The organism is Microbulbifer sp. ABF4_148 (genome assembly GCF_056158985.1).
Genome location: NZ_JBSWUI010000001.1, coordinates 3,931,785 through 3,956,961, shown reverse-complemented (window position 1 = coordinate 3,956,961; position 25,177 = coordinate 3,931,785). Strand labels below are relative to the sequence as shown.

Genomic DNA, 25,177 nt, shown 5'->3' with positions numbered 1-25,177 from the left:
ACGAACACTGGCACTCAGCTTACTTTTAGGAAGCGCAGCAGGTTGTTGTCACAGTAATTCTGCGTGTCGAGCACCAGTCGTTCCTGCATGAGCTGCAGCTGATGCGTAAAGAACATGATGACAATACTGATGACGAGCGCCACAAAGGTTGAGTTGAAAGCCACACCCAGACTGACAGTCACACCGGCAATGTCGCCCTCGACAGCGCGATGGGCCTGTGACAATGCCTCGCCGATACCACGTACGGTACCGATAAAGCCGATCGATGGAATTGCCCAGGTGATATAGCGGACCATGGCCAATTCCGAATCGAGGCGATCGCCCTCCGTTTCGCATACTTCTTTCACCGAGTTGGAGACGGCGGCGACGTTTCTGGTTGAGCTGAATCGTTGCAATGCAGTCAATAAGGCACGCGGTAGTAGAAAACTGCGCTCTTCTTCCGGTAGCGCCTGTATTGGGCGCGACAGGTCTCGCGCATCTTCCGGCAAAATCGGTGTGCCTTCACGGACATTGAGTAGCGCCTTGTCGAGTAATTTGCGCTCGCGCAGGCTGCGCTGGGCCTTCAAACCCATGATTGCCAGCGCCCAGAGCATCAGGACGAAACAGGCTTCCTGCTCATAGTCCCGCAGCACGATATACATGGAGCGTTGCTGGATATAGGTTTCTCCAGCCTCTTCGCGTGCGAGCTGCTCGGCGATCAACGCGTCGGCATTGGGGCGGATAATGGAAACGTAGATCGCGTGCACCAGAATCACCGCGCCCAGCAAGGCGAAGAGCTGGAACACAAAATCAGACGACTTGAATTTCATGGCTTTCTACTCCGTTCCGAATACGCGACAGTGATGCCTGTTCGGAAATACATTGTGTTGTTCTTGGCGCATAGCGCTTAAATATCGATAGGGAATGAGACTGATAAATCTTCAGAAATCTCTTCGGTTGCCCTGTAATCGTCGGGGTTTTCCTCGGATTGTCTACGTGGCTGGCTCTTTGGCGCAGGAGTTTTCACTTCTGCCTGCGCGATTTGTGTATCGGCTTCATTCTGCTGTTCTTCTTGTGCCTGGGGGGCCTGCTGCGACTCTTCCTGTTGTTCGTCAGACTGGGCCAGTGTCACCGGAGCCAGGCACAGCATGGCCGGCAGGCATACGGCGGCAGCGAGGCGCCAGTGTAATAGCTTGAGCAAGTGATGCTTGTGAATAGGGTTCATTGCCATAGTCTCCTTACTCTACCCAGCGTGCGACTCGAAAGCCGACATCGTTGCGTGGTTCCGCACCGTAGTCGCGGTAAGCGAGCCGCAGCTCGGTGAGGCCGGCGTGGCGCCAGCTGGATCCACGAATGACATGGTAGTCACCATCTTGCGGGCCCACGGGATTCTCCTCGCGGCGCATCGAAAGCCCGGTACCAATGGTGTACAGGTCATGAATCCACTCGGACACATTGCCGCCGAGATCAAAAATTCCCTGTGTATTGGGTTGGTAGCTGGCAACCGGTGCGGTCGCCGGGAAACGGTCGCTGTAACTGCGCAATACCGCCGGCACGAGTTGCGCGGCACTGTTATCGGCATAGTTTCCGGAATTCTTGCCAACCGGTAGCGAACTGCCCCAGGGGAATTTGCGCATGGCACCATTCTCGAAGCGGGCTATCCAGGCCCATTCGGCTTCAGTGGGCATACGAAAGCCATTGGCATCAGGATTAAAACCGGTGATGCGGCCACTCTGTGTCAGGTAAACCGGCTCCAGACCATCTCTTTTGCTCAACCAATTGCAAAACATGGCTGCGTCAGTCCAGCTGATGTTAACCACCGGCAGGTTGTCATTGTCGAGGCTGACACCACGCACGTGGCTGGAGCTGTGCATGCGCTTGAAGCGCCGGAACTCCCGATTGGTGACTTCGGTTACGCCGAGATAGAAGGGGCGCGTCAGCGAGATCTGGCGGAGCACTTCATTGGCCTGGCGGCCCTGCTCACGTCGTGAAGACCCCATGGTGAATTTCGCATTCGGGCGCAGCAGGACCATGCGACCCCCTGCGCCATGATTGATTTCTGCGGGTACCTTGCTCCAGCGTGATTGCTCTGCGGTGAGCAGCACTGCACGAATACTCTGCTCCAGTTTGGCACTTGGAACCACTGTGGTCTGGAAGTCTTCATAGCCATTCTTGCGCACAAGAATCGAATGGCTGCGGGCGGGCAAGGTGAAGGTTTCTCCCGCGGTACCAGCAAGTTCTCCATCAATGTACACCTGGGCTTTCGGAGGGCTGCTGGTGACTTTGACTCGACCGAACACTGCACTGAGGTTGACGTTGAGTTCGCGCGAGATTCCGGGAGTCAATTCGACTCGACGCTCGATTGACCCAAAACCATCCTTGAACAGGCGCAGTTGGTGTACGCTCCCCGGCGCGAGTTCCAGCTCGATGGGTGTTTGTCCGCGAAACTCACCGTTGACGGTCACACTGGCACCAGAAGGGGTACTGGATAGCTGCAGCAGGCCATCGGCAGCGGCCAGCTCCACAGGTGTCAGCGCCTGGTCGACCCCGGCAGTGACGGCAACCGGAATACGGGCCGTCTTGTGCTCGGGTAGAGAAATTTCCACGACCCGATCACCCTGGATGAGCTCGGCATCGAGCGGTGTTGTACCAATGACCTGGCCTTCCACAGTGACCGTTGCGCCGGGTGGTTGGCTGCTGATTTTAACGTTGGCCCAGGCAGGGCGGAGCTTGGCCTGCAACCGCTGGGTATTGTCGAGGCCCTCGATATCCACTTCCTGTGTAAAGGGCAAATAGCGGTCGGTAACGACGGTAATCCGCTTGCGGCCGGCAGGAATATTCTTTGCCAGCCCCTGTTCACTTTGAATTTCCTCGCCGTTCACCAGAACCCGGACGGGCACGGGAGGATCGGCAACCACCTGCAGATGGCCCGGCAGGCGCTCCAGCTTAATGGCATGGCGACTGTTTTTTTCACTGGAAACTTCGACTTCGCCGCTCTGCGGCAGGTAACCCGTTGCACTGACGGTATAGCTGTAGCTGCCTGGCAGTACCAGATGGCCGTCACCGAGGGGAATCGCCAACCCGCTGACACTGACCTTTGCATCAGCAGGTTGGGTTTCGAAAATGAGCGTGCGTGAAATCAGCAGGTAAACGAGCAGCAGGACACCAAGGATCAAACAGCCCACAACGGCCATGGACCTGCCAGAAAACAAGAGCTGACGCTTGCCGACCTGATCCGCAACGGGGGTAAAGCTCACCGGTTGGATATGGGTGAAGTCATCTTCGGCGCGATTGTCTTCGCGCGCAGGTACCGCTTCCTTCGCTGTCATTCGTATTCCCTGTTACTGCGTACTTATTGAGTTATCGCGTTTCGGGGTATTGGCCTGTGACCAGGTTCCAGGCCTGCGCGCTATTCCTTGCGAGCACTTTTGGGTGCATTAAAGCTTAGCTCGCTGGCGTGCAGTACACGGTCACCTGATCGTGGTTTGGCGCTAATTCCATCTTATCGCGCGCACCAAAATTTAAAAGCCGTTCAGCCATAAACGCTCGCTTTTTGACCGCAGGGAAGGCGAACTGTTCGCATTTGGCCGGTGCAGTTAGCCGTTAGAGGCGCCGTTTATCTTTTCTGCACAGCGAATAACAACCACGGGCGGAGTTTCTCCTGGAGCCACGGTGAATTCCCTGCGTACATCCCGGTAACCATCGCGCCTGCCGACGGCCGTGTAGCGACCCGGTCGCAGGGGAATTTCGCGCTCGGCAAAATTACCCAGCTGCCCCACATGGTAGATGGTCACGCTGGTGCTGCTGTCGGACTGCAAGCGCACTGGCACGGGTATCAGCGCAAGGGTCAGGGCGCTTTCCAGAGACTCAATTTGTTGTGCCAGTCGCGGTGTGCCGGCGTCCAGCTGCCGCGCATCATCGAGCACAGTGCGTGCATAGCGGTTTCGTTCACTGCCACCCAGCGTCAGCGGATCCTTCAGCAGATCTTCCAGTTGGTCATCGAGGTTTGCCCGGGCTTCGGCCCGGGCTTTTCCGGTAATCGCGGAAACCAGGCTGGCATCTTTCTTGACCAGTTGGCTATAGCTCGCCACGGCACCGTGCCATTGCTCGGCGCTTTCCTGCGCGCGCGCCTTACTGAACAGCTGTTCAATCTGTGTCTGTACCAGGCCATTGCGAGCCTGTTGCAGGCCGATGCCAGGCTCTGGTGCGCTGGGCTTCAATGCAGCGGCGCGCTCAAATGCCTCGGTCGCTGCGCGAAACTTACCTTCGGCGATGGCGCCATAACCGGCCGACATGGCCTCGCTGTAATCACGCTCGAGAATGGCCGCTGCCACCAGTGGCAGCATTTCCTTGGCGGGGCGGGTTTCCGGATCGACGGCCAGAGATGCTTTCAGGGAGGTTTTCGCCTGATCGAGTTCTCCCGCCTCAAAGGCGGTTTTGGCTTTCGTGAAGGCCGCCCAGGCCTCCGGCAGTTTCTCTGTCCGCTCTTTGCCTTTGAGTCCTCGTGGATGCCCGTCGGAAATCAACAGAACAAGGTCAAAGGCCTGATGCGCCGCCTCGGCATCACCGTTGTCCAGAGCCGTATTTCCCTCTGCCAGATGTTGTTCTATACGCTCTGGAATACTGTCGCGGATTGCCTGCATCGCGGCGAGCGCCTGGCGGTATTGCTCCAGCGCCTCCATGAATCGACGCTGGCGGTAAATACCATCTGCACCAGACGCGATCTCCTGCGCGGCGGTGAACGCTTCCTCGGCCCACTGCTCGACCTGCCGCTCTCGCAGCTCTTCCTGCATTTCCAGGATGTCCTGCAAAACCTGCTGAACCATCCGGCGTTGCTGGGCAATCTCGGCATCGGTATAGGGCGAGGCCTTAACGGCTGCCGGTGCTGGCGCTGTGCTGATAGCAGGCAAGCTGGCCGCAGGGGTTACGCGAGGGGGTTCGACAGTTTGCGGCAGTATCCAGAAAACGCCGATCAGGCCCAGTACCAGACTGACCGCGATTGCGCCCCTGACCACTCGCTGCTTTCCTGCGCGAGAAGCAGTGCCTGGCGTTCGGGGTGCCGTTGGGCCGCTATCGGGGCTCGTTGAGGCAGTCTTCTGATTGTCCCCACCTGCGCCTCCAAAACTGAAGTCTGCAGGTTGAATCAGGTCGTCATTGTTTTCTGAATCGGCGTCGCGGTGTTGCATAGGTGTTCAGCGGTACAAATTATTCTTGGGGCAGGGCACCATCGCCCGCTGGTGTTGACTCAGCGCAGCGCGAGTGTGCCCTGTCTTTAGTTCTGAGCATCGAGCGCGCGTGGCGTGCGTTCGATACCGGTCTCGTTCAAAAGCGATTTACTGGCAGTGCTTCGCGCTAGATATTGGAATCGATCTCGCCCGTTTCTGCCTGATAAATCTCCCGCAGTATTTCCCGCCATTGCTGGTACTGGTTCTCTACGGTGCCGGACAAGGTGACGGTACGATCCTCGAGCTCGACAATTTGCGGTTCGACTTCAGCTTCCATGGAATCGCCCAGTTCCTGCAATGCTTCGATATGCATTTTGGCCTCACTGCGACGGTCAAAACCGCTTTTAACCAGATAGCCGCCGCCGGCAACCGCGACGTGGCCGGCCTGGCGCGCAGCGCCGCCACCGGCTCCCGCTGCAGCAATACCGCCGATGATGGCGGCAGCACCCATGATGGTGTGATTGCGGGCTTTCCGCTTCAGCTCACGCATTTGCTGAACTTCCTCGAAGCTCAGCGCGCGCCACTGCTGATAGGGGACCTCCATCGAGCGGACAAAGGTGCCGTAGTACCCCTGCAGCGTATCGACAAACAGGTAGTCGCGTTCGCGAATTCGGCGTACCCGTTGCAGCATCGGGTCGTCTTCTGCCGGCAGCGCGCGAAGTTCATAAATACCATCTTTGTTCTGAGTCAGGAAACGGTCGAATGCATGGGGTGAAAAGTTTCGCGCAAACTTCATTTCGGAAATGGTGCGGAGCTCCGCCAGATATTGATCTGACAGGCGCTGACGGTATACCAGCATGTCGTTGGCAACCTGGTTGTAAATGCCCTGGAAAGCATCACCTTCGGTTGGGTGTTTGCGATCATAGGCATACTGCGATGCGAGTTCGCTGTACTCCTTGGTAAACCAGGTGCGGCCGCTCGAGTCAGACACAGTGACATTGATGGTGAGCGTCTCACCATCAGACTGCACGATGCGACCTAGTACTGTGACGTCGATGTTGGTGCGCTGACTGGGAATGACACGGACGGCACCCCAGCCCTGACTGGACTGCAATGATTCCGCCAGCGTGACGGCAATATAGCGGGACTCGGCCTGGCGCAATTCGGGGAAAACCAGTTCGTCTTCACTGGCCTCCGCGGTGTCCAGTCCGGGGTCGAATTGCACAATGCCGACGTCGAGCAGGCGATCTTCTGCGATGGCCTCATCCTCGACGGTGAGCGGTTCAAAGGCCGTGGTGCGGACTTCGGTAGTGGTACAGGCGCCGAGTAGTAGCGCCAGCACGGCGATGGTCGCACTGGGCAACAGAGTACTGGCAGATAGTGATTGGATTCTTAACATGCGGTTTCCCTCTGCATTAACTACTGGCCGTTCTTGTATTTGCGATATTCCTCCCAGAGCCGCTCTTGCAGTTCCGGATCGGTTTCGCGCATGGCAGCCTCCCGAATTTGCCGGGCAACCACATCGTCATCATTGCCATCCGGTATGTCGGCTGGCACGACCGTTGCGGTAGCCTTGTGGTCAAATTCTCCTTTGCGACCTGCGGTCGGGAGACCGGGCCCGGTCGCCTGGCCGCTGGAGTTGTTCTGTTCGGGGCCACCGCCCTCTTCACCGCCGCCTCCGGGTGGTGCGGGTATCTCGGCCTCGGCAGATTCGATCAGGTCTTCCAGGGACTCTCCGGGCGGAGGCTCATCCATGGCTTCTTCTTCCTCAGCAGAGGCCGGCCGATTCCGCACGTAGTCCCGTTCGCGCAGGATCATGCCGTCGTAGCTGACCATAGTGGACTCGAATTCCCCCTCCAGCTCGGCGACGCGCTCTGCAGCACTGGCGGGTGCTTCATTAGGCGCGCTGCTGCCCGAGGATGGCGAGCCGCTGGCCGCGGAAGCCGAGCTGCTACTGCTGCTGGACGACGCGCTGCTCGATGACTGCTGGCTGCTGGCTGCTTCACTGGCGCTGGCGGAGGCACTGTTGCTGGAGGCGGAGCTGCTCGAAGAGGCGCTCGACGAGGTTTGCTCTTCCTCGGAAAAATCGATTTCCTCCGGCGGCTCTCCCTGACTGTTAGTCGACGGATCCGGCGGCATATTACTGTCTTCTGCCTGCTGCTCGGACTCCTGGAAAACCGGAGACGAGCGGCTATCTCGCCGCGCGGTGGGATCGGTCTCTCCCGGCGATCCCGGTCGGCTGCGCTGTTTGGACGTCGGATCGCCCTCACCGCTGGCGGAGGCTGTCTGCTCGCCAGATTCCTCGCCGCTCTCGATGCTGGGCCAGGAGCTACTCGGCATACTGCTGCTGGTGCTTGGCATAGAGGGCATCGACTGGCTGGGCGAGCTGCTGGACGGCGAGTTCGGCATGCTGGCCGTCTGAGACTGACTCTGCGATTGGCTCTGAGATTGGCTCTGAGATTGGCTCTGAGATTGGCTCTGAGACTGGCTCTGCGATGGAGAGCTGGCGGAGGGGGGGGATTGCTGTGCCGGAGGCTGACTCTGTGTCTGCTGGCTCTTACAGCCGCTGAGCACGGTCGCAATGACCACTGCCGAGGCGAAGGCTTGCCAGCGCATGCCCTGGCAGGGTTCACTTTTCTGGGTCTTCCTGGCTGTCATTCTTTTCTCCTGCGCCGCACGGGGCAGCGGTGTGTCATCACGATGGGCAGCGCGTGCCGCCAGAACCTGGCCTGGTGTTTTCGGCAAATAGGTTTGCCGTGATGCGTGCCCCGAAGCTGGTAAAGCCTGTGAACATAATCAGGCACCAGAATCGGTACGCTGCCGGGTATTTTTTTCCTTCTACCTAGTCACGAAAATCCGCGCACTTTTAGAGAGTGACGCGGATCCAATGTTCCAGCCCTGCTCGCGCGAAAGCACAAGCGAGACGCCATTCAGTCAAAAACGAAGCGTTGCACGACTCCCCGTGTATCGACGGGCTCGCCATTCTCAAAGCGGGGCCGGAACTTTGCCCGTTTAATGGCTTTGCGCACGCGTGCGCGCATGCTGACATTGTCCGAGGGGTTCGCACTCAAAATGCGAATATTGCGCGCCTTGCCAAATGCGGTGACGTCATAGGAAACCGTCACGTAAGAGTGGGGGCGGGTATCGCGGTCTTCTTCCAGCATCGGGAGATTCGGCAGCGCAGCCGGACGCCCGAAAATATCGTCAATTTCCTGATTGGTGGCGCCGTTGTCCCACAGTGCATGGTATGCCTCTCCGTAGGTTTTCCGCGCCGAGTGCCATTTGTTAAACATCATGTACCAGTCGCCGAGCTCAACCTTGGCTTTGGCCTCGGCTGCCGGGGGGGAATGGGGATTCTTCTGGTAGACGTCAACAATTCTCGCGATGGCGCGCTTGCCACTGCTGTAGCCAGCTGTGCGCAGGTGATTCAGCTCTGCCTGTCGAGCGCTGGGCGGATCAGCGGGCCCGCCAAAAGAGGTGTTGACCGACATCGCCTGCGCGGGCTCACCTTTATAGGTTGCGAGATAATAATGGGTGGCTTTCAGGCCGCGCAGTGCTTCGACCAGGCGCAGGTCGTCATCGCCATAGTTCTGGGAGATGATGTCGACGGCCATTTTGTAAAAGTTGGTTGCGCTGATCAGATGCTCAAACAGCGTCTCACCGCGTTCTTCCATGTAGGCATTCAGATGCCAACGGCTGAGCCGTTCCACGACCGGCAGCATTCGCGGGTCAGAGTTGCCGTAATTGCGCTCATGAAGCCAGAACAGATACTGCTGGTTGTCATTGGCGTCTTCCCACTGGTCGAGCGCGATTTGACTCTCGATCATTTGCTCGATCATCGGGACCTGATTCAGCGAGTAGAGACCCTCGTTGACCCGATTGATCAGCATGGCTCGCCGAAATTCTGAGATGGCTTCCTCATGCGCGCCGGTTTTCTGCAGCGCAGAAGCCAGGCCCATCAGCTGTTCATCGAGACCGGCGCCGTAGGCGCCATATTGCGCTTCGAGCTCCTCAATGCGATCGCGATAATTATCTACGGCTTCAGAAGGGCGCAGCTGTCTTTTGCGGGTTTCCAGAGGCTTGGAAGCGGCCTCGAGAAAAGCCGCAGGTGGGGCACCGGGGTCGGGCTGGAAAGCATCTTCCTGCGCCCACACGTTGCCACACAGCAGTGCTGTGGCTGTAAACATCAAGCCGGTAGCAATGACCTTGGAGGTATCTGTCTGTGTCACGGTTGAACCACTTCTATTCCATATTGTGTTTTCCCGGCGGGCAAATGCATGCCGCGCGCCAGGCACTGATCCCTGATGGTCCTTCGGACCTCGGGGTTTTCTCTCCCTGAAGTGTGGTTCTCTCTTTCCCTGACAGTGCCCGGATTGTTTGTATCCGGCTGCAGCGTTTTTTTGGCGGGGAACTCCCCGTCAGTGGTGCTGCAGTGACACGGCGTATCATTCAATTGATATCTGTGCCGCGTACTCATGAGTATAGCCAACAGGGTCGCGTCGACCCGCTCTCCTGACCTAAATACGGGGACCCGACGTACTTCGGATTAACCGTCTGTTCGAAGCGCGTTCTCGCGCGCGACGCCACGTGGTCAGTGGTTGAAGATGGCGTCACCGAGCGCCATCTGTTTTTCGCAGGTCTGGAGGCAGTATGGTTGATCTCAACCTCAACACCCGGCTATCTGTCACCTTACTAGAGTTTAATTTCGCGTCAAATTCCCTGAGTGTGCGCCGGTGCAAATTCCTGCGTTTCTCCTGCGTCAGCCCCTCTCTTGCCTTTAGCGCATGATGCATCCTAAAAAAGCCGGTTTTAGATCGCTTGTATTGCTCGCTCTGGCTGGCTGGTGGTTTGAGTATTTGGCGAAAGCGAGGCCAAGCGCCATAATCACCACAGATCACAGAGAGGAGAGTCCATGTGAGCGTACTGATTGATCCGGCGGTGGCGGGCGTACTGCGAGGGTATGAAATGCCGGAGCGCCTCGGATTTGGCAAGGTGATGGCGCCGGTTATGTTTCGCGCCGTCTGCCAGGACGGATGCTGGAGTCAGGGTGAGTTGCTGCCCTATGCACCGCTGAGCCTGGATCCTGCAGCCAAGGTCCTGCATTACGCGCAGTCCTGCTTTGAGGGAATGAAGGCGTATCGCATGCAGGATGGCGGGATCAGCCTGTTTCGTCCCGAGAGGAATGCGGCGCGAATGGCGTACTCGGCTGACCGACTATGTATGCCTCCCGTGCCCGAAGCACTGTTCCTGGAGGGCGTGCGTACAGTCGCTGCTTATTGCGCCAACCTGATTCCCGCCAACAGTGGCGAATCCCTGTATCTGCGTCCTTTCCTGCTGGGCTCCCAGCCGGACCTGTCGGTATCCGCATCGACCTCCTATGAGTTCTACGTGATCGCCAGTCCGTCGGAGGCTTATCACGCGGGCAACATGCGTTTGTGGGTGGAGAGAGAGGACGCGCGTGCTGCCGTCGGCGGCACCGGAGATGCGAAGGTAGGAGGAAACTACGCCGCATCCCTGAAAAGTATTTCTCGTCTCAAGGCGCGAGGTTTTGATCAGTCACTGTGGCTCAATCCGGGTAATCGCCATACTGTGGATGAGCTTTCAGGTATGAATTTTTTTGCCGTGATGGATGGCGAGTTACATACCCCTGAACTGAATGGCGCCATTCTTGAGGGGATCACCCGGGATTCGTTGATCGATCTGGCGCGCCACCTGGGTTATTCCGTGCATGAGCGCGCAATGGATATCGATGATCTCCTGGCGCTCATCGAATCCGGAACCTGCAGCGAGGCGTTTGCTTGCGGCACAGCGGCAATTGTCAGCCCCATCAGTGTGATCGGAGATGGCGAAAAAACGTATGCATTGAAGGAGGTTCCCGGCCCGGTCGCAGAACGACTGCGCAATACCCTGTTGAATATTCAGGAGGGTCGGGCTGACGATGTGTTTGGCTGGATGCAGGCGCTGGAGCCGGCAGTAATGGATATGCCGTAATACCGCATCAATGCCTTGCCCGCGGACGTTATGATCTCGAGCAATACGCGGCGGCGGGAATTTCCGCGCGATCAGGTTAAACAGTTGTTTGATTTCGGTCGCGCAATGTTTGGTGACGGGTGAATCGGTAGCATCTCGCTGAATGTGATGTTTCCTGTGGGAACGTAAAGTTAGCGCGATGTGCAAATACCGCAAATGTCGTTGACTTGGCCGTCCCGAGTGATACAACTGGAATCGCAATAAAAATAAGCTGGAACTCAGGGGACGACCTCTTGCGGTACCCCTCACTTTGACAAGTAGTATCCAGAGCAAATTGAGACTGGTTATCCCCGGTCACCCTCCCTCGGGAGGTCATTAGGAGGTTCAGCGACTCCGGTGACCTTTGGCAGTGAGGTTGGGTGAGGTTCCTCGCGATGTGTGAGGAGAACGGGATGTTAGGTTATGTGTACGGAATGCTGGTGCAGCCGCGCCAGCAGTGGCAGGCAATCGGCAAACTCTCCGAAAAGGGGCTTCGCCGCCAGATACCCTATGTCATCATTCTGGCACTTCTGCCGGCACTGGCATGGTATTTCGGTACCACACAAGTGGGTTGGAGTATTGGCGGTGGAGAGACCGTCAGGATCACGAGTCAAAGCGCGCTCTCGCTCGTAGGCGTGTTTTACGTGGCGATGGTCGGCGGTGTCATCGGGGTTGGCTACTTCATTCACTGGATGGCCAAAACCTACGGTGCCGAGTCCTATCCCATGAAAGGGATGGTGATTGCAGGGTTCACTGCCACGCCAATCTTTATCGCCGGCGTTGCCGGTCTGTATCCCGTGTTATGGCTGGATATCTTTGTCGCCATGATTGCGGTGGCCTACGCGGTGTACCTGCTGTACATCGGGATTCCGATTGTCATGGGGGTATCAGAGGAGCGTGGATTCCTGTTCGCCAGTGCGATTGTTACGGTATCGCTGGTGATGGCGGTGATCGTGATGGTTGGCACGGTTTTGTTCTGGAGCTTTGTGGCCGCGCCAGTTTTCCACTGACGCCGCGAAGACCGCGGGGCCTGGCCCCGCGGTAACCTGCAAATGCTTGTTGATCTTTGGGCGGCAAGGACGTAGTTCACGAATGGCGGGAGATGCTGCGACAGCGCTTCTGGCTTAGTCCGCCGTATATTCCGCGATGGTACCGCCGGTACCGCTTCCTGATATCGTGGCTTTCTCTCCTTCAGGTGCACGGGCTTCCCGCATCGTCATCTCTGTGTTGTTCTTCTCGGCGGTCCGCAAGGCTGTGGGCGCATACTCATATTCCAGTACGAGACCATTGGCGAGAGGCAATTGCTTTGCAATGGCCTGGCCACGGGTTAGCTGGAAATCCGCCAGTGCGTGGACGATGGCTTTGGGCTCGGTGTCCTCACAATGCATCTTCATGGCGTCGATCTTTTGATCTTCATTGATCACGCTATGGAGCAAAATACGCACACGAATACTGTCGCCTTGCAGGGTCAGCTGGTAGCCCGGGCCGGAGGGCAAGCGCATACGATAACGTTGTGCCCCCCAGGGGCCACCGCAACGTATGGCGAGATATTCATTGGATTCACTGGCGCCCTCTACCATGGCGTCAATGTAATTGTCGGTGAGCTGGAGCAGATCCTGTTGCACCGTAATACGCTGTCCGTCAGGCGCGACAAAATCTAAATACAGGTTTTCGGAAGCCTGGACATTGCCACTGGCAACCATTGCCAGGGCGAGCAGGCAGGATTTTTTATCCATCTTTTCAGGCCCGCAACAAACGAATGTGGTGTCGACACTACACACACTGTTGCCCGGGGGCAAGTGTCGTCTAATAAGGTGTCAAATCAGGCGGATTGCGTCGAGGGCGTGACGCGACCTGTCGCCGCTGATGACAGCTGGGCAGGTCGCGAATCAGCACGCGCGTCAGCGGGTAACGGACCGTTAGTATCGAATGATTGATGCAGCGGCGACGTGCGCGCGCCGCTGTGCAGCGCATTCCCGCAATTCGACAGTGACCCAGGCGGGCAACAGGTTGCAGGAAATGCGACTGGTTTCTGCTTCCGCTTCTTGCTGGTTTTTCTCATGGGCTTCCAGCAGGGCGACGTAAGCCCGGAAGCGTGCGGCAATTTTTCTCACGTAATCATAGGGCTCGCGGCCGCGGGCATAGCCGTAGCGGGCCTTTTCATAATACTTTTTCTCCGCGAGCAGCAGCATGGCCCTGTCGACGTTGTCGAACCAGACGTTGCGATCCCAGCCTTTTTGCTCTGCGAGATCCTGGGCATCATAGACATGACCCAGGCCCGCATTGTAGGAGGCCAGAGTAAACCACATCATATTCTCTGGACTGATGCCTTTGTCTTCAAATTTCCGGTGCAGCCATTCCAGGTATTTCATGCCTGCGCGCACGCTGGTTTCCGGATCGAACAGATTTTTCTCCCCAACCTGTTTGCCGGTGCCGGGCATCACTTGCATGAGTCCGCGCGCGCCGACCCAGGACTTGGCCTTGGGGTTGAAGGTGCTTTCCTGGAACATTTGCGCCACAATCAGGCGCCAGTCAAAGTCGTATTTGTCAGAATATTTTTTTACGAAATCATCATACGGCGAAATGGAACCGCGCACCGTCAGGTCTTCAATTTCGTCGCGCTTTTTGGCCGGGTCCTTGAAGTACTTGTTAAACAGTACACTTTTGAACTCCTGGACTTTCTTGTCACCAAAGAATTCTTCCACCGCCTTGAGTAGCTGGGGGTTGGTATCGCGCATCATCCAGGCATAAACGTTATCTTCGACGCGCAGGTCAATAAGGTTGTCCACATCCTGCCGCCAGGCATGTTCGATACGTACGGTGACATCGTCGGCGATGGTGAGGTCATACTCGCCGTCGGCAACTTTATCAAGAATCTCCAGATGGGTGAGCTCTTCCGGGGCAAACTCGACATTCACGTTGTCTACGTTCTTCAGCACATCAACCAGTACATCGTACTGGCTGCTCGATTTTAGAACGTGGATGGTGCGTCCTGACAGATCGTCGATGCTGTCAATCTTGTCATCGACGCGACCCACAATACTCACTTCTTCTTCCATATAGGTCGGCCCGAAGGCCAGGCCTTTGTCTTCGCGCCGTTCTGTTTTCGACAGCAGGGCAGCAGCGATGTCAGCCTTGCCATCGATCAGGTACTGTTGCAGGCTCTCGTGGGTCGGTGCCACAATAATTTCCAGGCGTACATCCAGCCGCTTGGCAAACTTTTCCAGTAATTCAAACTCGTAACCAAGAATACGTCCCTTCCACATGTAATACATACCGGGGTGGTTGCGGGTGATTGCCCTGATGACGCCGCGCTCTTTAATCTTGTCCAGGTCTCCGATAAATCGATCGTCGAATCTTGTCAGGCGAAAATGCCGAATGGCCTTGTTGTACTCTTCCTCCAGCATTGGCGAATTCTTGCGGAAGCCCCAGGCCATCTTGTGGGGCTTTTCACCGATTTTGTTTATCTTGAGATTGTCACGATACTGGGAGATCAAATCGAAAATCGGTTCGTTAATGACCGTGAAGTCGATATGTCCCAGAGAAACCTTCTCCGCGAGCTCGGCATAGTTGGTGTCGACGACCTCGAGCTTCGCGCCAGGAAAGTCCTTGAGTTTCCGACGGGCTATGTCCTCAAAGATGGTACCTCTGGTAACGTATACCGTTTTTCCCGCCAGCGAGTCGGTGCCTTCTTTAGCGTCAGGAGTATCTTTGCGCGAGAGTAATAGCACCTTGGCGTCGGCAATGGGGATAGAGAAATCGATTTCGTTGAGACGTTCCTCGGTCACGGTCAGGTTGTTGGCGATGATGTCGCCCTTACCGGCGATGAGCGCGGGAATAAGATCGTCGAAGTCCTCAACGTAGAGAATGACGGGTTCGAGCCCCATGTGCTCTGCCTTGCGTTTGGCTCGATCGATTTCGATATCCTGAAGCGTGGCGGCGCGGTGCAGGGAGTCTGAGTTGCTGATATCCGCGAGGATGCGCAGCTTGCCGCGCTTGCGAATCGCGTCTAAATCACCGGTTTCGATGTAGTTTTCGAAGGCGGCAATCGGCCATTCACCGGTTGTCTCCGGCGACCACTCGGCTTCCTGGCGGGGTTCGCCGCGCTCGGCGGGGCGGCCGAGTGGAGCATTGGGGTCATCGCGTCCCGTTCTGGTCTCGAGAGCATCTTGATCGGTGCTGGCATCGTCGCCAGTTACTTCCTGAGTATTGTTCTCCGACGTGTTCTGGGCGCTTTGCTCGGACGATGAATCCGCAGTGGACGGTTGCTCTCCGGCGTCGGCGGTATCCGCAGGTTGGGCCAGGTTATCTGACGGATTTGGGGCAGGCGCTTTCTCCCCACAACCTGAGACGATCGTCAGCAGGGTGACGAGGGCAAGAGTGAAAAACTGAGAAAAAAGTTTGGCACGCATGGCGTGTCCCTACAGCGGCATCTCATCAAATTTTAGATGGCGAATAGGAACTGGCATTCATTGTCGGCACGCTTTGGCGTGTGATGCAGCGTTTACTGCGACGCCAAACCGTAAAGGATGGCGCCGGGATAGCTCAATTGGTGTTGAAAGTCGTCGGTGCCGCCGATGCGCTGGTGGGTACCAGCCCCCTGAGGAGCAGGGAAACGGTTCTCTCCAGTAGCGGGGAGTCTGCTGGAATCGCTCCGGAGAGAATTTGATACTCGAGATAAAGCACCGATCCCATGACGATCTGTGCGGCCGCTTCGCTGTCGTTTGCGCCGAGAAGCGTGAAAAACTCCTCGATCATATTCTGATTAGCCTGGTTCGCGAGACGGATGGCACGGGTCAGCTGTTCGTTACGCAAGGCTTCGTTACGAAATGCGAGTTCAATCAGCCGCGCGTCCTTGTGTGATGCCTGGGAACGAACATGCGTCAGCACGAAGCGGGTTAATTGCTGGGTCAATTGCCGGCGACCGGCATTGCTGGCCAGTTCATCTGTCGAGAGTGCCCGGGCGGCCGCAAGACTTTCTGATTGCAGCTGTCTGGTATTTTCCAGCCCCTGCTCGACAAAATAAGTGAAAGCGTCGCTGATTAAGTCATTGAGGTCTTTGAAGTAGTACGTGGTTGCCGCGAGAGGCACGTCGGCTTCTTTCGCGACAGCGCGGTGGCGTATACCGCGAATACCATCTTTTACGATAATGCGCAGTGTCGCTTCGAGGATCGCTTTGCGACGTTGGCGACTGTCAGCACGTTGGGCGGGTCTACCGTGATAGACAAGTTCGGGTTGTCCGACATCAGCCATGGAATCGTTTCACCTGTCAAAAATCGAATTTTTTTAATTATTAGTGCGGCGGGCGTGGCCCGTGCGGGCCACTCATTATTAGCGATTACGGGCGCAGTGAACAGGGGCGACTCTGGCCAATTTAGGGGGAAAAAGATTACAGCCGCTTACGAAAGTGGTCGAACCCGAATGATCATTCAGGAAATCTTGCCGGTGGTTCGCACACGCTTGCTGCCGGTCACAACGACTGGTCTTGCACGCCGGCGTTCGATACCGGCGTCGATGGCATTTTTTGCAGCAATTAGCAGTCCGGTGACGAGGAAGGCTCCAGGTGGCAGCACGGCGACGAGAAAGCCGGGATAATTTTCTCCCAAAAGCGTGACTTTCCAGTCTGCTGCGATCGGGCCCAGCAACAGGTCCATGTCCGCAAACAAGGTTCCCTGGCCGACGATCTCGCGGATGGCCCCGATGACGATCAATACCGCCAAAAAGCCCAGTCCCATCATAAATCCATCGACAATTGAGGGCAGAATAGGATTTTTACTGGCAAATGCATCCGCGCGACCGAGAATTGCGCAGTTCGTCACAATCAATGGGATAAAAATACCCAGCACCAGATACAGTTCGTAAGTAAAGGCTTTCATCAATAATTCGATACAGGTCACAAACGTGGCAATGATCATGACCGAAATGGGCAGGCGTACCGTATCCGACATCTGATTGCGTACCAGGGACACCGCAAGATTGGAACAGGTGAGTACCGCCATGGTGGCGAGTCCGAGCCCAATTGCATTCACCACGGAACCCGTTACCGCCAGCAGGGGGCAAAGGCCGAGTAATTGCACCAGTGCGGGATTGTTTTTCCATAACCCGTTATGGGTGATCTCGCGGTAGGCCGGGGTTGCCATCAGGGCGTCTCCTGGGTTTCTGGCTGCTCTATTTCGACGGCACGTTTGGACACCGGAGCAGAGAAAATCTGCTCGTGATGGGCGGCGACAAATTCCAGCACCTTGCGCACCTGGGCGACGACCGCCCGCGGCGTGATGGTGGCACCGGTGAACTGGTCAAACGCGCCTCCGTCTTTTTCCACTCTCCAGAGGTCCGGTGTCGGGTCTTTTAGTGACGTGCCATTAAATTGCAGTATCCAGTCACTTTTTTTGATATCGACCTTGTCGCCCAGTCCCGGGGTTTCGCTGTGGGAAGTAACCCGGACGCCGGCGATCGAGCCATCGCGATTGACGCCGACCAGCAGGTGGATTGGGCCCGAGTAGCCGTCTTGTGTGACGGTGGGAATAATAACCGCGATGATCTTGCCGTCTTCTTCGCGGGCAAGATTGATGTCCCCCCCCTGGGTCAGGCCCAGCGTGGCCCAGTACTGGCGAGGGATTGGATAAGTGTCGAGTAACAGGTCGTTGCTGTGACGCTCCAGGGGGATGATTTCCAGGAGCGCCTTGGCTGCAGCCTTGCGCATTGCCTCGGCGATGGGTTCACGTGTTGTGACCTGGGTGACGGCGAGGGTGCCTGCGGTGGCGAGTGCAAACAAAGCCAGCACCACGGCGTTAATCGTAATGGATCGCTTGAGCATTACTGTCCCTCCACGTCGGTAGCTTTGCGTGCGGCTTTGTGACCGTAGGTTCGCGGCAGTGTGTAGTTATCGATCGTCGGTGCAGCAAAGTTCATCAGCAGCACAGCGAAGGCGACTGCCTCGGGATAGCTGCCCCAGGCCCTGATTACGTAGGTAATCAGGCCCACTCCAATACCAAAGATCAGGCGGCCGCGGGTACTGGTCGCGCCGCTCACCGGATCGGTGATGATGAAGAAGGCTCCGAACATGGTCGCCCCGGACAGGAGGTGTAGCAGGGGCGATCCCTCACTGAGAGAGCTGCCGCTGTCATAAAAGGCCAGGGACAGTAAAGCGATGGTGGCGAGCATGCCGACCGGGGCGTGCCAGCTGATAATGCCGCGGAACAGCAGGAACAGGCCGCCGGCAAGGAAACCCAGGCTGGCAGTTTCCCAGCCGACACCGGCCAGGGTGCCCCGACTGAACACCGCTTCTTCAGTATAGAGCTGGCTGAGCAGGACCGACTCATTCAGGCGGACCAGCTCGAGCGGTGTCGCGCGGGTAAAACCATCAACGCTATAGCTACCGAATACCAGCGCAAAGGCCTCGCCAATATCAGGGGCGCTGCCGATGATCTCCGCGGGGCCAACCCAGCGGGTCATATCTACTGGGAAGCTGATCAGGAGGACCACGTAGCCGACCATGGCGGGGTTGAAAGGGTTGTAGCCCATACCGCCATACAAATGTTTGGCGAGGACGATGGCAACGGCACTGCCGATTACGGGTATCCACCAGGCGCAGTACGGGGGCAGGGCAATACCCAGCAGCAGTGCCGTCACCAATGCGCTGTAGTCGCGCAGGTAGAACAGTACCGGGCGCTTGCGCACCTTCATGATGGCTGCTTCACAGGCGAGCGCCGTCACCGTGCACAGGACAATATTGATGAGCACGCCAATACCAAAATGCAGTACCAGTGCCAGCACGCCGGGGATGGTGGCGGCGGCGACCTGCAGCATGACTTTGCCCGTACGATCGCCGGAGACGCTGTGGGGGGAGGACAGGCGCATCAGGGACATCAGTTGGATCCCCCACCTTGTTGCTCGCGCATTTTTTCTTCCAGCTTGTTCTGCATTTTTTCCAGTGCGGTGGCAAAGGCGTCGACATTGCTGTCGTTCTCCGCCCTGGCCTTTTCCAGGCGCGCCTCCGCTTTCTTGACCCGCGCCTGCAGTGCTTCGATATCCGCGGCGAGTTTTTCTCCAGGCGTCATCGTCGCGCGAGCGGCGGCAGCAGCCTTGGCTCGCTCGATGGCACCCTGGGCGCGGTCAGTTGCGGGTTCTGCGGACGCGTTTTGGGGCTTGCTACTGGCAGAGGGCGTATCTTGTGCGGCGGTGGACGCCAGACGCTCTGCCTCAGACAGCCTGCCCTGGGCTTCCTGCAGTTTCAGCTCCGCGGCCTTCAATTGGGCGGCCAGCTGGTCCTGTTGGCTGCTTTCACCGGCGGCCTCGGCCTCAGCGAGCTTGCCCTGCAGGCGCTGTACCCGATGTTCTGCACTGGTCAGCGTGCGTTTTGCGCGGGCCAGCTGCTGTTCGGGGGTGGCCTGCTTGGCCTTTACCCGCGCCAGTGCCGCGGCCACAACATCGGCTTCCTCGCGCGCTTCCTTGGCTGCCGTTGTGTCGGCTTGCTGCTCACGCTGTTGGCGCGCGCGCTCTGCGGCTTCCTTGCGGGCGCGACGTTTGGCTTCTTTTTCCTGTTCGGCCTTTTCCAGGCGGAGTTTGCGGAATTCGAATCGCTCGCGGGCGCGATCAGATTTCTGCTTTTCTTCCTCTGCAGCGCGTATATCGCCCTTGGCCGCGCGGTAATACTGCACCAGAGGAATACTGCTTGGGCAGACGTAAGAGCACGCACCACATTCAATGCAGTCAAACAGGTTATAGGCCTGCAGTTTTTCCCGGTCATCGGCTCGTGCATACCAGTAGAGCTGTTGCGGCAACAGCGATGCCGGGCAGGCTTCTGCACAGAAACCACACCGGATACAGGCCTGTGCAGGAGGAGGTGGAGGCAGCTCGGTGTCGCTTGGGACAAGGATGCAGTTGGTGGTTTTGGTGACCGGAGACTGACTGTCCTCGATGGCGAAGCCCATCATCGGGCCGCCGATAATGATGCGCTGCAAGCTGGCACGGTCAACCCCGTGCTGGTCGAGGATATACTCGACTGGTGTGCCGAGCGGGACTTCAATGTTGCGCTGGCGTTGCAGGGTCTCCCCTACCACGGTGGTCACACGCTCAATCAGCGGCTCTCCGAAGCGCACAGCCCGGTAGACGGCACGCGCAGTCCCCACATTCTGGCAAACAATGCCGACATTCGCAGGAAGCCCACGGTTGGGCACTTCGCGGCCAGTCAGTATCTGGATGAGCTGGCGCTCGCCGCCAGAGGGGTACTTGGTGGGATACACCATGATGTTGAAGCGGGTACCTTCGGCCGCCGCACGCATCGCCTCGATGGCCTCGGGTTTGTTGTCTTCGATCCCGATCAGTACGCGCTCCGGCTCATCGAGAATGTAAGCGAGAATCTCTATGCCGGCGATAATTTCCCGGGCGCGTTCGCGCATCAGCATATCGTCGGCGGTGATATAGGGCTCGCACTCGGTACCGTTGATGATCAGAGTGTCGATGTCCGCTCCGCCGGGCGGTGAGAGTTTGACCGCAGTTGGGAAGCCCGCGCCGCCCATGCCGGCGATACCGCAATCGCGGATTTTCTCCAGCAGCTCCTCGGGATCTTTCTGGCGAAAATCCTCACAGGGCTGCAGGTGGCACCAGTGGTCCTCACCATCTGTCTGAATGGTGATGGCATCACCGAGAATCCCGGATGGATGCGGTATGGGTGCAGGCTCGATGGCAACCACCTTGCCTGAGCTGGGGGCGTGCACGGTACAACTGACCAGGCCGTCCGCCTCCGCGATGGGTTGTCCCTTGAGAACGTGATCGCCCAGCTTTACCAGGGGAATGGCCGTGGCACCGGCGTGCTGCGAAAGGGAGACGATCAGTTCCGGCGCGAGCGGAATTTTGCCGATAGGCTCCCCGGTCGACTGATGCTTGTTCTCCGGAGGATGAACACCACCGGGAAAATCATTGGGGACCAGTGCGCGGGCTTCTTCGCGGGCGATCAAGCGCGCTTCGCGGTTTGCACGACGTTCACTGGCACTCTCGCGGGATGAAGGCAGCTGCTCGGTACTCATGCCACATCTCTCCTGTCGCTGGCGATCAACTGCACCCCATCGATGGGCTTGTCCGGGTGCCAGCTTTGCATGGGGAGCTCGAGCGGGACCATGTCGATACAGTCGACCGGGCAGGGCTCCACGCATAAATCACAACCGGTGCATTCATCGGCGATCACCGTATGCATGTATTTGGCGGCGCCGACGATGGCATCGACGGGGCAGGCCTGAATGCATTTGGTGCATCCAATACATTCGGCCTCGCGGATGAAGGCGACTTTCTTGACGTCTTCAACACCATGCTCGGCGTCGAGCTCCATCGGCTCTACATCCAGCAGGTTGGCAAGCTCATTGATGGTTGCCTGGCCACCGGGAGGGCATTTGTTGATCGAGTCACCATGCACGATGGCTTCCGCATAGGGCCGACAGCCCGGGTAACCGCATTGGCCGCACTGGGTCTGCGGGAGCAGCGCATCCACCTGGTCTACCAGTGGGTCGCCCTCAACGCGGAAGCGAACAGCCGCAAACCCCAGCAGTGCGCCAAAGGCGAGCGCCATGCCACCCAGGACGAGTAAGGGTGTGGAAATTTCCGGTAACCAATCCAGCATTGCGATCCTCCTACACCAGTCCGGTAAAGCCCATAAAGGCCAGGGACATCAGCCCCGCGGTGATCATGCCAATAGCGGCACCGCGAAACGGGGTGGGAACGTCTGCGGCGACGAGGCGCTCACGCATGGAGGAAAACAGAATCAATACCAGGGAGAAGCCGACAGCGGCGCCGAAGCCGTACAGGGTGGATTGCATAAAGCTCTGCGCTTTGATGGTGTTCTGCAGGGCAACGCCCAGCACTGCACAGTTGGTGGTAATGAGAGGCAAGAAAACACCGAGTACCCGGTACATCAGTGGGCTGGTCTTCTCAATAAACATCCGCGCGAACTGCACCACCACCGCGATGACCAGGATGAAAGATATGGTGCGCAGGTATTCGATACCAAATGGCGCCAGCAGATAGGTGTTGACCAGGTACGAGCAAATGGATGCCAGCGTCAGGACGAACGTTGTCGCACCGGCCATCCCAACGGCGGTTTCCAGTTTGTTGGAAACGCCCATGAAGGGGCACAGGCCGAGGAACTGCACGAGCACATAGTTATTGACCAGGATGGTGCTGAGCAGGATGACGACAAATTCGCTCATTGAATAGTCCGTAGGATGGTGCGGCGGAGATAGCCCCGCGTTTAGCGATGCTGCCCGGAACAACGCAGCGCCACCGCAAGCTGCTTTTACTGGACGCCGACAACCCCAAATTCGGGCCGGATGGGCGTGCAGCTCGCTATTATCGGTGCTTCGCGCGAGGTGTTCAACTCGCCGCCAGCGCGGCGGGAAGTGCGGGGAGCGGATAGGGCGGGGAGACGCACGATATGGGGATGCTCCGTACCGCGGTTAGAGCGGGGCGGTCCGGGAAACCGCCCATAGTAACCGGTAGTCTTTGCCGGTTGGTCAGGCCTGGCTGGTTTCCTCTTCTGCGGGCACCCGGGCGGTGGACGCCTGTCCATCCGTGGCCGCAGTGGGTTCGGATGGCAGTTTCGCGGCTGCCAATGCGTCGGTTTCGGTGGCGGGCTCCGGCGGGATGTAGGTCGGCACAATGCTTTCCTGGTTTTTCAGCGAGCGACGGTTACGGCGGAGCATGTAGGCTTCCAGCATATCGCTATACAGGTGGATGGAATGGAACCCGGCGATGTGCTTGATATTGAACAGGTTGCCGATCCACGCACGCCAGATGCATTGGATACGCCAGAAAAAATTGGGCGATTGGTCCACGCGCATTTTCTTGAACGGGAAGCCGTAAGTGTCCGGTTCATTTGCTGCAGTTTTGATGAACACCCGGAAACCGGTGTGGTAGTACCCCAGCAGCTTGTGCCGTAGCCAGTTGGCAATATGTTGTGTGCCGTTCAGGGGGATCAGGCGCAGTAGGGCCAGAAACCCGCTGAACCCGTAGCCGAATGGCACCATGGGCACCGGGTCGCCGCCGATCTCGAGGCGGTAAACCGGGGTTTTGACCGCACGGAAATAGGCGCGATCGCCGGTGCGCGGGCAGCCATAGACATAGGTCGCGCCGTCGCCATCGGGGTTTAATTCCCTCGTGCTGATCAGGGCCAGCGCGCCCCCGAGGCTATGGCCGAATGTGAACAGAGGGACCCCGGGATGATCAATCAGGTCCTGTTCCAGCAGCGACCGCACATTCTCGAAGGCTGCCTTGAAGCCGGAGTGCACCCGGCCCTCGTTACCGGCGGGCACAAGGGGAAATTTCAGGTCGGTGACGATGTCGCCAGCCTTCATCTCTGTGCCGCGAAATACGAGTAATAGGATGGGGTGTCCGCCACCATCCATTTTCGCCATTAACGCCTGGGTGTCGCCCGTATCGTAGAAATTAATTGGCTCAAAATTATTGTCGCGCAGGGTTTCGCGAATGCCTTCGGCAAGCATGCAGTTATGACTGTGCAGGTGCCGGCTCCAGGATGCGAGAATGGCTTTGCGTTCACTGTCGGAGTCGGCCTCGCCGAGACGTTTCAATATTGCCGTCAGGTCGGAGTCCGGTGTGAAGGGCTCATAAACCAGGCGCGAGAGCTCTGCGCCGATGTAAGCCATGCGGTCGCTGTAAGCGGCCCGGCCGCGCGGGAGGCCTGTCAGGCGTTTCATTCCTTCGAAATAGGTCATGGGCATTCCTTGTTATGTGCCGGAAACATCCGGAGTCGCCGTCGCAGAGTCTAGCGTGTTTCACAATGGATTGTGAGCACCTCCTGACCGCTTGGGGCGATAGCCCGCTGGCGATCCGGCAGAGTGGGAAGGGCTTCAAAAGTTGCTTTTCGCGCCAAAAGGCAGATCTGACAGCAGGAGATTGCGTACTGGTTATCAGCCACACTTGCGAGTTGCGGATACAGCCCCAATAACGTGTGGCACAAGGTCGGTGAGCTGTAGTGCGATGTGTCCCTGGTGGATCAGCAGCTTACCTTACATTTTCGGAAGATGGAGCGTTCAAATTATGCCCGCAAAAGGTTATACGCCACCCAAGGTCTGGCAATGGGAGAGCGACGATGAAAACGGTGGGACTTTTGCCAAAATCAATCGTCCGGTCGCCGGCCCGACTCATGACCAGGAGTTATCCGTCGGTAAACATCCTCTGCAGATCTACTCGCTGGCAACCCCCAACGGGGTGAAGGTCACGGTGATGTTGGAGGAATTGCTGGCGTTAGGCCATACCGGCGCCGAGTACGATGCGCACCTGATTAATATTGGTGAGGGGCATCAGTTTTCCAGTGGCTTTGTTGGGGTGAATCCCAACTCGAAGATTCCTGCATTGGTGGATCGCAGTGGTGACAAGCCGATTCGTGTTTTTGAGTCGGGAGCGATTCTGGTTTATCTGGCGGAAAAGTTTGGTGAGTTCTTGCCAGAGGATCCGGCCAAGCGTGCCGAATGTTTGAGTTGGTTGTTCTGGCAGATGGGAAGCGGCCCGTTCCTCGGCGGGGGATTCGGCCATTTCTATGCTTATGCCCCGGAAAAGCTGGAATACCCGATTAACCGCTACACCATGGAGGTCAAGCGTCAGCTCGACGTACTGGATCGACAGCTGGCCTACCACCCTTACATTGCGGGGGAGGAATATACCATTGCCGATATGGCGATCTGGCCGTGGTACGGCGTATTGGTACAGGGCAAGCTGTATGATGCGGGGGAATTCCTGGACGTGAACTCCTATACCAATGTCGTGCGTTGGACCGAAGAAGTTGCGGCGCGCCCTGCGGTCGAGCGTGGAAGAATGGTCAACCGGACCTGGGGTGAACCTGAGGAACAGCTGCATGAGCGTCACGATGCTGCGGACTTCGATACGCGAACCCAGGACAAGCTTGCGAAAGACACATAAAAGACACATAAACAGCAACGCCGCGGGCGATTGTACAGCTGAATTTTTCCCAATGGGCCGCCGTTTCGAGCGGCCGCATTTTTCTATTCGGTACCCGT

The 25,177-nt window shown here is 57.6% G+C and carries 22 protein-coding genes; 5 read left to right on the top strand and 17 right to left on the bottom strand.

Going from position 1 to position 25,177, the window contains the following annotated elements; all coding sequences use genetic code 11:
- Positions 1-14: 14 nt before the first annotated feature.
- The 6 genes from ACXAD0_RS17405 to ACXAD0_RS17380 all read right to left on the bottom strand — a co-directional run bounded on the left by ACXAD0_RS17405 (position 15) and on the right by ACXAD0_RS17380 (position 6,980).
- Positions 15-809, bottom strand: a complete 795-nt coding sequence (locus ACXAD0_RS17405; RefSeq protein ID WP_475089978.1) for a MotA/TolQ/ExbB proton channel family protein — start codon at positions 807-809, stop codon at positions 15-17.
- A gap of 77 nt (positions 810-886) precedes the next feature.
- On the bottom strand, positions 887-1,204 hold the full coding sequence (locus ACXAD0_RS17400) for a hypothetical protein (protein WP_475089977.1): 318 nt from the start codon (positions 1,202-1,204) through the stop codon (positions 887-889).
- A gap of 13 nt (positions 1,205-1,217) precedes the next feature.
- Positions 1,218-3,308: a PEGA domain-containing protein gene (locus tag ACXAD0_RS17395; RefSeq protein WP_475089976.1), complete on the bottom strand. Its 2,091-nt coding sequence runs from the start codon at positions 3,306-3,308 to the stop codon at positions 1,218-1,220.
- Between the two features lie 267 nt (positions 3,309-3,575).
- Positions 3,576-4,994, bottom strand: coding sequence for a hypothetical protein (locus tag ACXAD0_RS17390; RefSeq protein ID WP_475089975.1), 1,419 nt, complete (start codon positions 4,992-4,994; stop codon positions 3,576-3,578).
- 337 nt (positions 4,995-5,331) lie between these two features.
- Positions 5,332-6,543 carry a hypothetical protein gene (locus ACXAD0_RS17385; protein ID WP_475089974.1) on the bottom strand — a complete coding sequence of 404 codons (1,212 nt, stop codon included), beginning with the start codon at positions 6,541-6,543 and terminating at the stop codon, positions 5,332-5,334.
- A gap of 20 nt (positions 6,544-6,563) precedes the next feature.
- Complete coding sequence (locus tag ACXAD0_RS17380; RefSeq protein WP_475089973.1) at positions 6,564-6,980, bottom strand: hypothetical protein; 417 nt, start codon at positions 6,978-6,980, stop codon at positions 6,564-6,566.
- Between the two features lies 1 nt (position 6,981).
- Between ACXAD0_RS17380 and ACXAD0_RS17375 the strand changes: the two genes are divergently transcribed.
- Together ACXAD0_RS17375 and ACXAD0_RS17370 are read left to right on the top strand one after the other, a co-directional pair.
- Entirely contained in the window at positions 6,982-7,257 is a 276-nt protein-coding gene (locus tag ACXAD0_RS17375) for a hypothetical protein (protein ID WP_475089972.1), read from the top strand.
- 135 nt (positions 7,258-7,392) lie between these two features.
- Entirely contained in the window at positions 7,393-7,566 is a 174-nt protein-coding gene (locus ACXAD0_RS17370; protein WP_475089971.1) for a hypothetical protein, read from the top strand.
- A gap of 508 nt (positions 7,567-8,074) precedes the next feature.
- Here ACXAD0_RS17370 and ACXAD0_RS17365 read toward each other — a convergent pair.
- Complete coding sequence (locus ACXAD0_RS17365) at positions 8,075-9,373, bottom strand: energy transducer TonB (protein WP_475089970.1); 1,299 nt, start codon at positions 9,371-9,373, stop codon at positions 8,075-8,077.
- 685 nt (positions 9,374-10,058) lie between these two features.
- Between ACXAD0_RS17365 and ACXAD0_RS17360 the strand changes: the two genes are divergently transcribed.
- Together ACXAD0_RS17360 and ACXAD0_RS17355 are read left to right on the top strand one after the other, a co-directional pair.
- On the top strand, positions 10,059-11,135 hold the full coding sequence (locus tag ACXAD0_RS17360; protein WP_475089969.1) for a branched-chain amino acid aminotransferase: 1,077 nt from the start codon (positions 10,059-10,061) through the stop codon (positions 11,133-11,135).
- Between the two features lie 431 nt (positions 11,136-11,566).
- Entirely contained in the window at positions 11,567-12,163 is a 597-nt protein-coding gene (locus ACXAD0_RS17355) for a Yip1 family protein (RefSeq protein ID WP_475089968.1), read from the top strand.
- 114 nt (positions 12,164-12,277) lie between these two features.
- On the opposite strand, the gene ACXAD0_RS17350 is transcribed toward ACXAD0_RS17355, so the two are convergent.
- From ACXAD0_RS17350 to ACXAD0_RS17305, 10 genes are all read right to left on the bottom strand, one after another.
- Entirely contained in the window at positions 12,278-12,889 is a 612-nt protein-coding gene (locus ACXAD0_RS17350) for a hypothetical protein (protein WP_475089967.1), read from the bottom strand.
- A 183-nt stretch (positions 12,890-13,072) separates the two neighbouring features.
- Positions 13,073-15,565, bottom strand: a complete 2,493-nt coding sequence (locus ACXAD0_RS17345; RefSeq protein ID WP_475089966.1) for an MltF family protein — start codon at positions 15,563-15,565, stop codon at positions 13,073-13,075.
- A 133-nt stretch (positions 15,566-15,698) separates the two neighbouring features.
- Entirely contained in the window at positions 15,699-16,406 is a 708-nt protein-coding gene (locus ACXAD0_RS17340; RefSeq protein WP_475089964.1) for a TetR/AcrR family transcriptional regulator, read from the bottom strand.
- Between the two features lie 176 nt (positions 16,407-16,582).
- Positions 16,583-17,293 (bottom strand): electron transport complex subunit E, encoded by a 711-nt coding sequence (locus tag ACXAD0_RS17335; RefSeq protein ID WP_475089963.1) that lies wholly within the window; start codon positions 17,291-17,293, stop codon positions 16,583-16,585.
- Complete coding sequence (gene rsxG, locus ACXAD0_RS17330) at positions 17,293-17,970, bottom strand: electron transport complex subunit RsxG (RefSeq protein ID WP_475089962.1); 678 nt, start codon at positions 17,968-17,970, stop codon at positions 17,293-17,295. The genes ACXAD0_RS17335 and rsxG overlap by 1 nt, the downstream gene beginning before the upstream one ends.
- Positions 17,970-19,022 (bottom strand): RnfABCDGE type electron transport complex subunit D, encoded by a 1,053-nt coding sequence (locus ACXAD0_RS17325; RefSeq protein WP_475089961.1) that lies wholly within the window; start codon positions 19,020-19,022, stop codon positions 17,970-17,972. The genes rsxG and ACXAD0_RS17325 overlap by 1 nt, the downstream gene beginning before the upstream one ends.
- Complete coding sequence (gene rsxC, locus ACXAD0_RS17320) at positions 19,022-21,181, bottom strand: electron transport complex subunit RsxC (protein WP_475089959.1); 2,160 nt, start codon at positions 21,179-21,181, stop codon at positions 19,022-19,024. The genes ACXAD0_RS17325 and rsxC overlap by 1 nt, the downstream gene beginning before the upstream one ends.
- Positions 21,178-21,768 (bottom strand): electron transport complex subunit RsxB, encoded by a 591-nt coding sequence (gene rsxB / locus ACXAD0_RS17315; RefSeq protein ID WP_475089958.1) that lies wholly within the window; start codon positions 21,766-21,768, stop codon positions 21,178-21,180. The genes rsxC and rsxB overlap by 4 nt, the downstream gene beginning before the upstream one ends.
- Before the next feature lie 10 nt (positions 21,769-21,778).
- The gene (gene rsxA, locus ACXAD0_RS17310) at positions 21,779-22,354 is read right to left on the bottom strand and encodes an electron transport complex subunit RsxA (protein ID WP_475089957.1); all 576 of its coding nucleotides are present in this window, start codon (positions 22,352-22,354) and stop codon (positions 21,779-21,781) included.
- Between the two features lie 303 nt (positions 22,355-22,657).
- Positions 22,658-23,875 carry a lipase family protein gene (locus ACXAD0_RS17305; protein ID WP_475089956.1) on the bottom strand — a complete coding sequence of 406 codons (1,218 nt, stop codon included), beginning with the start codon at positions 23,873-23,875 and terminating at the stop codon, positions 22,658-22,660.
- Positions 23,876-24,200: 325 nt separating this feature from the next.
- On the opposite strand from ACXAD0_RS17305, the gene yghU reads away from it, so the two are divergent.
- On the top strand, positions 24,201-25,079 hold the full coding sequence (gene yghU, locus ACXAD0_RS17300) for a glutathione-dependent disulfide-bond oxidoreductase (RefSeq protein ID WP_475089955.1): 879 nt from the start codon (positions 24,201-24,203) through the stop codon (positions 25,077-25,079).
- The last annotated feature ends 98 nt before the right edge of the window (positions 25,080-25,177 follow it).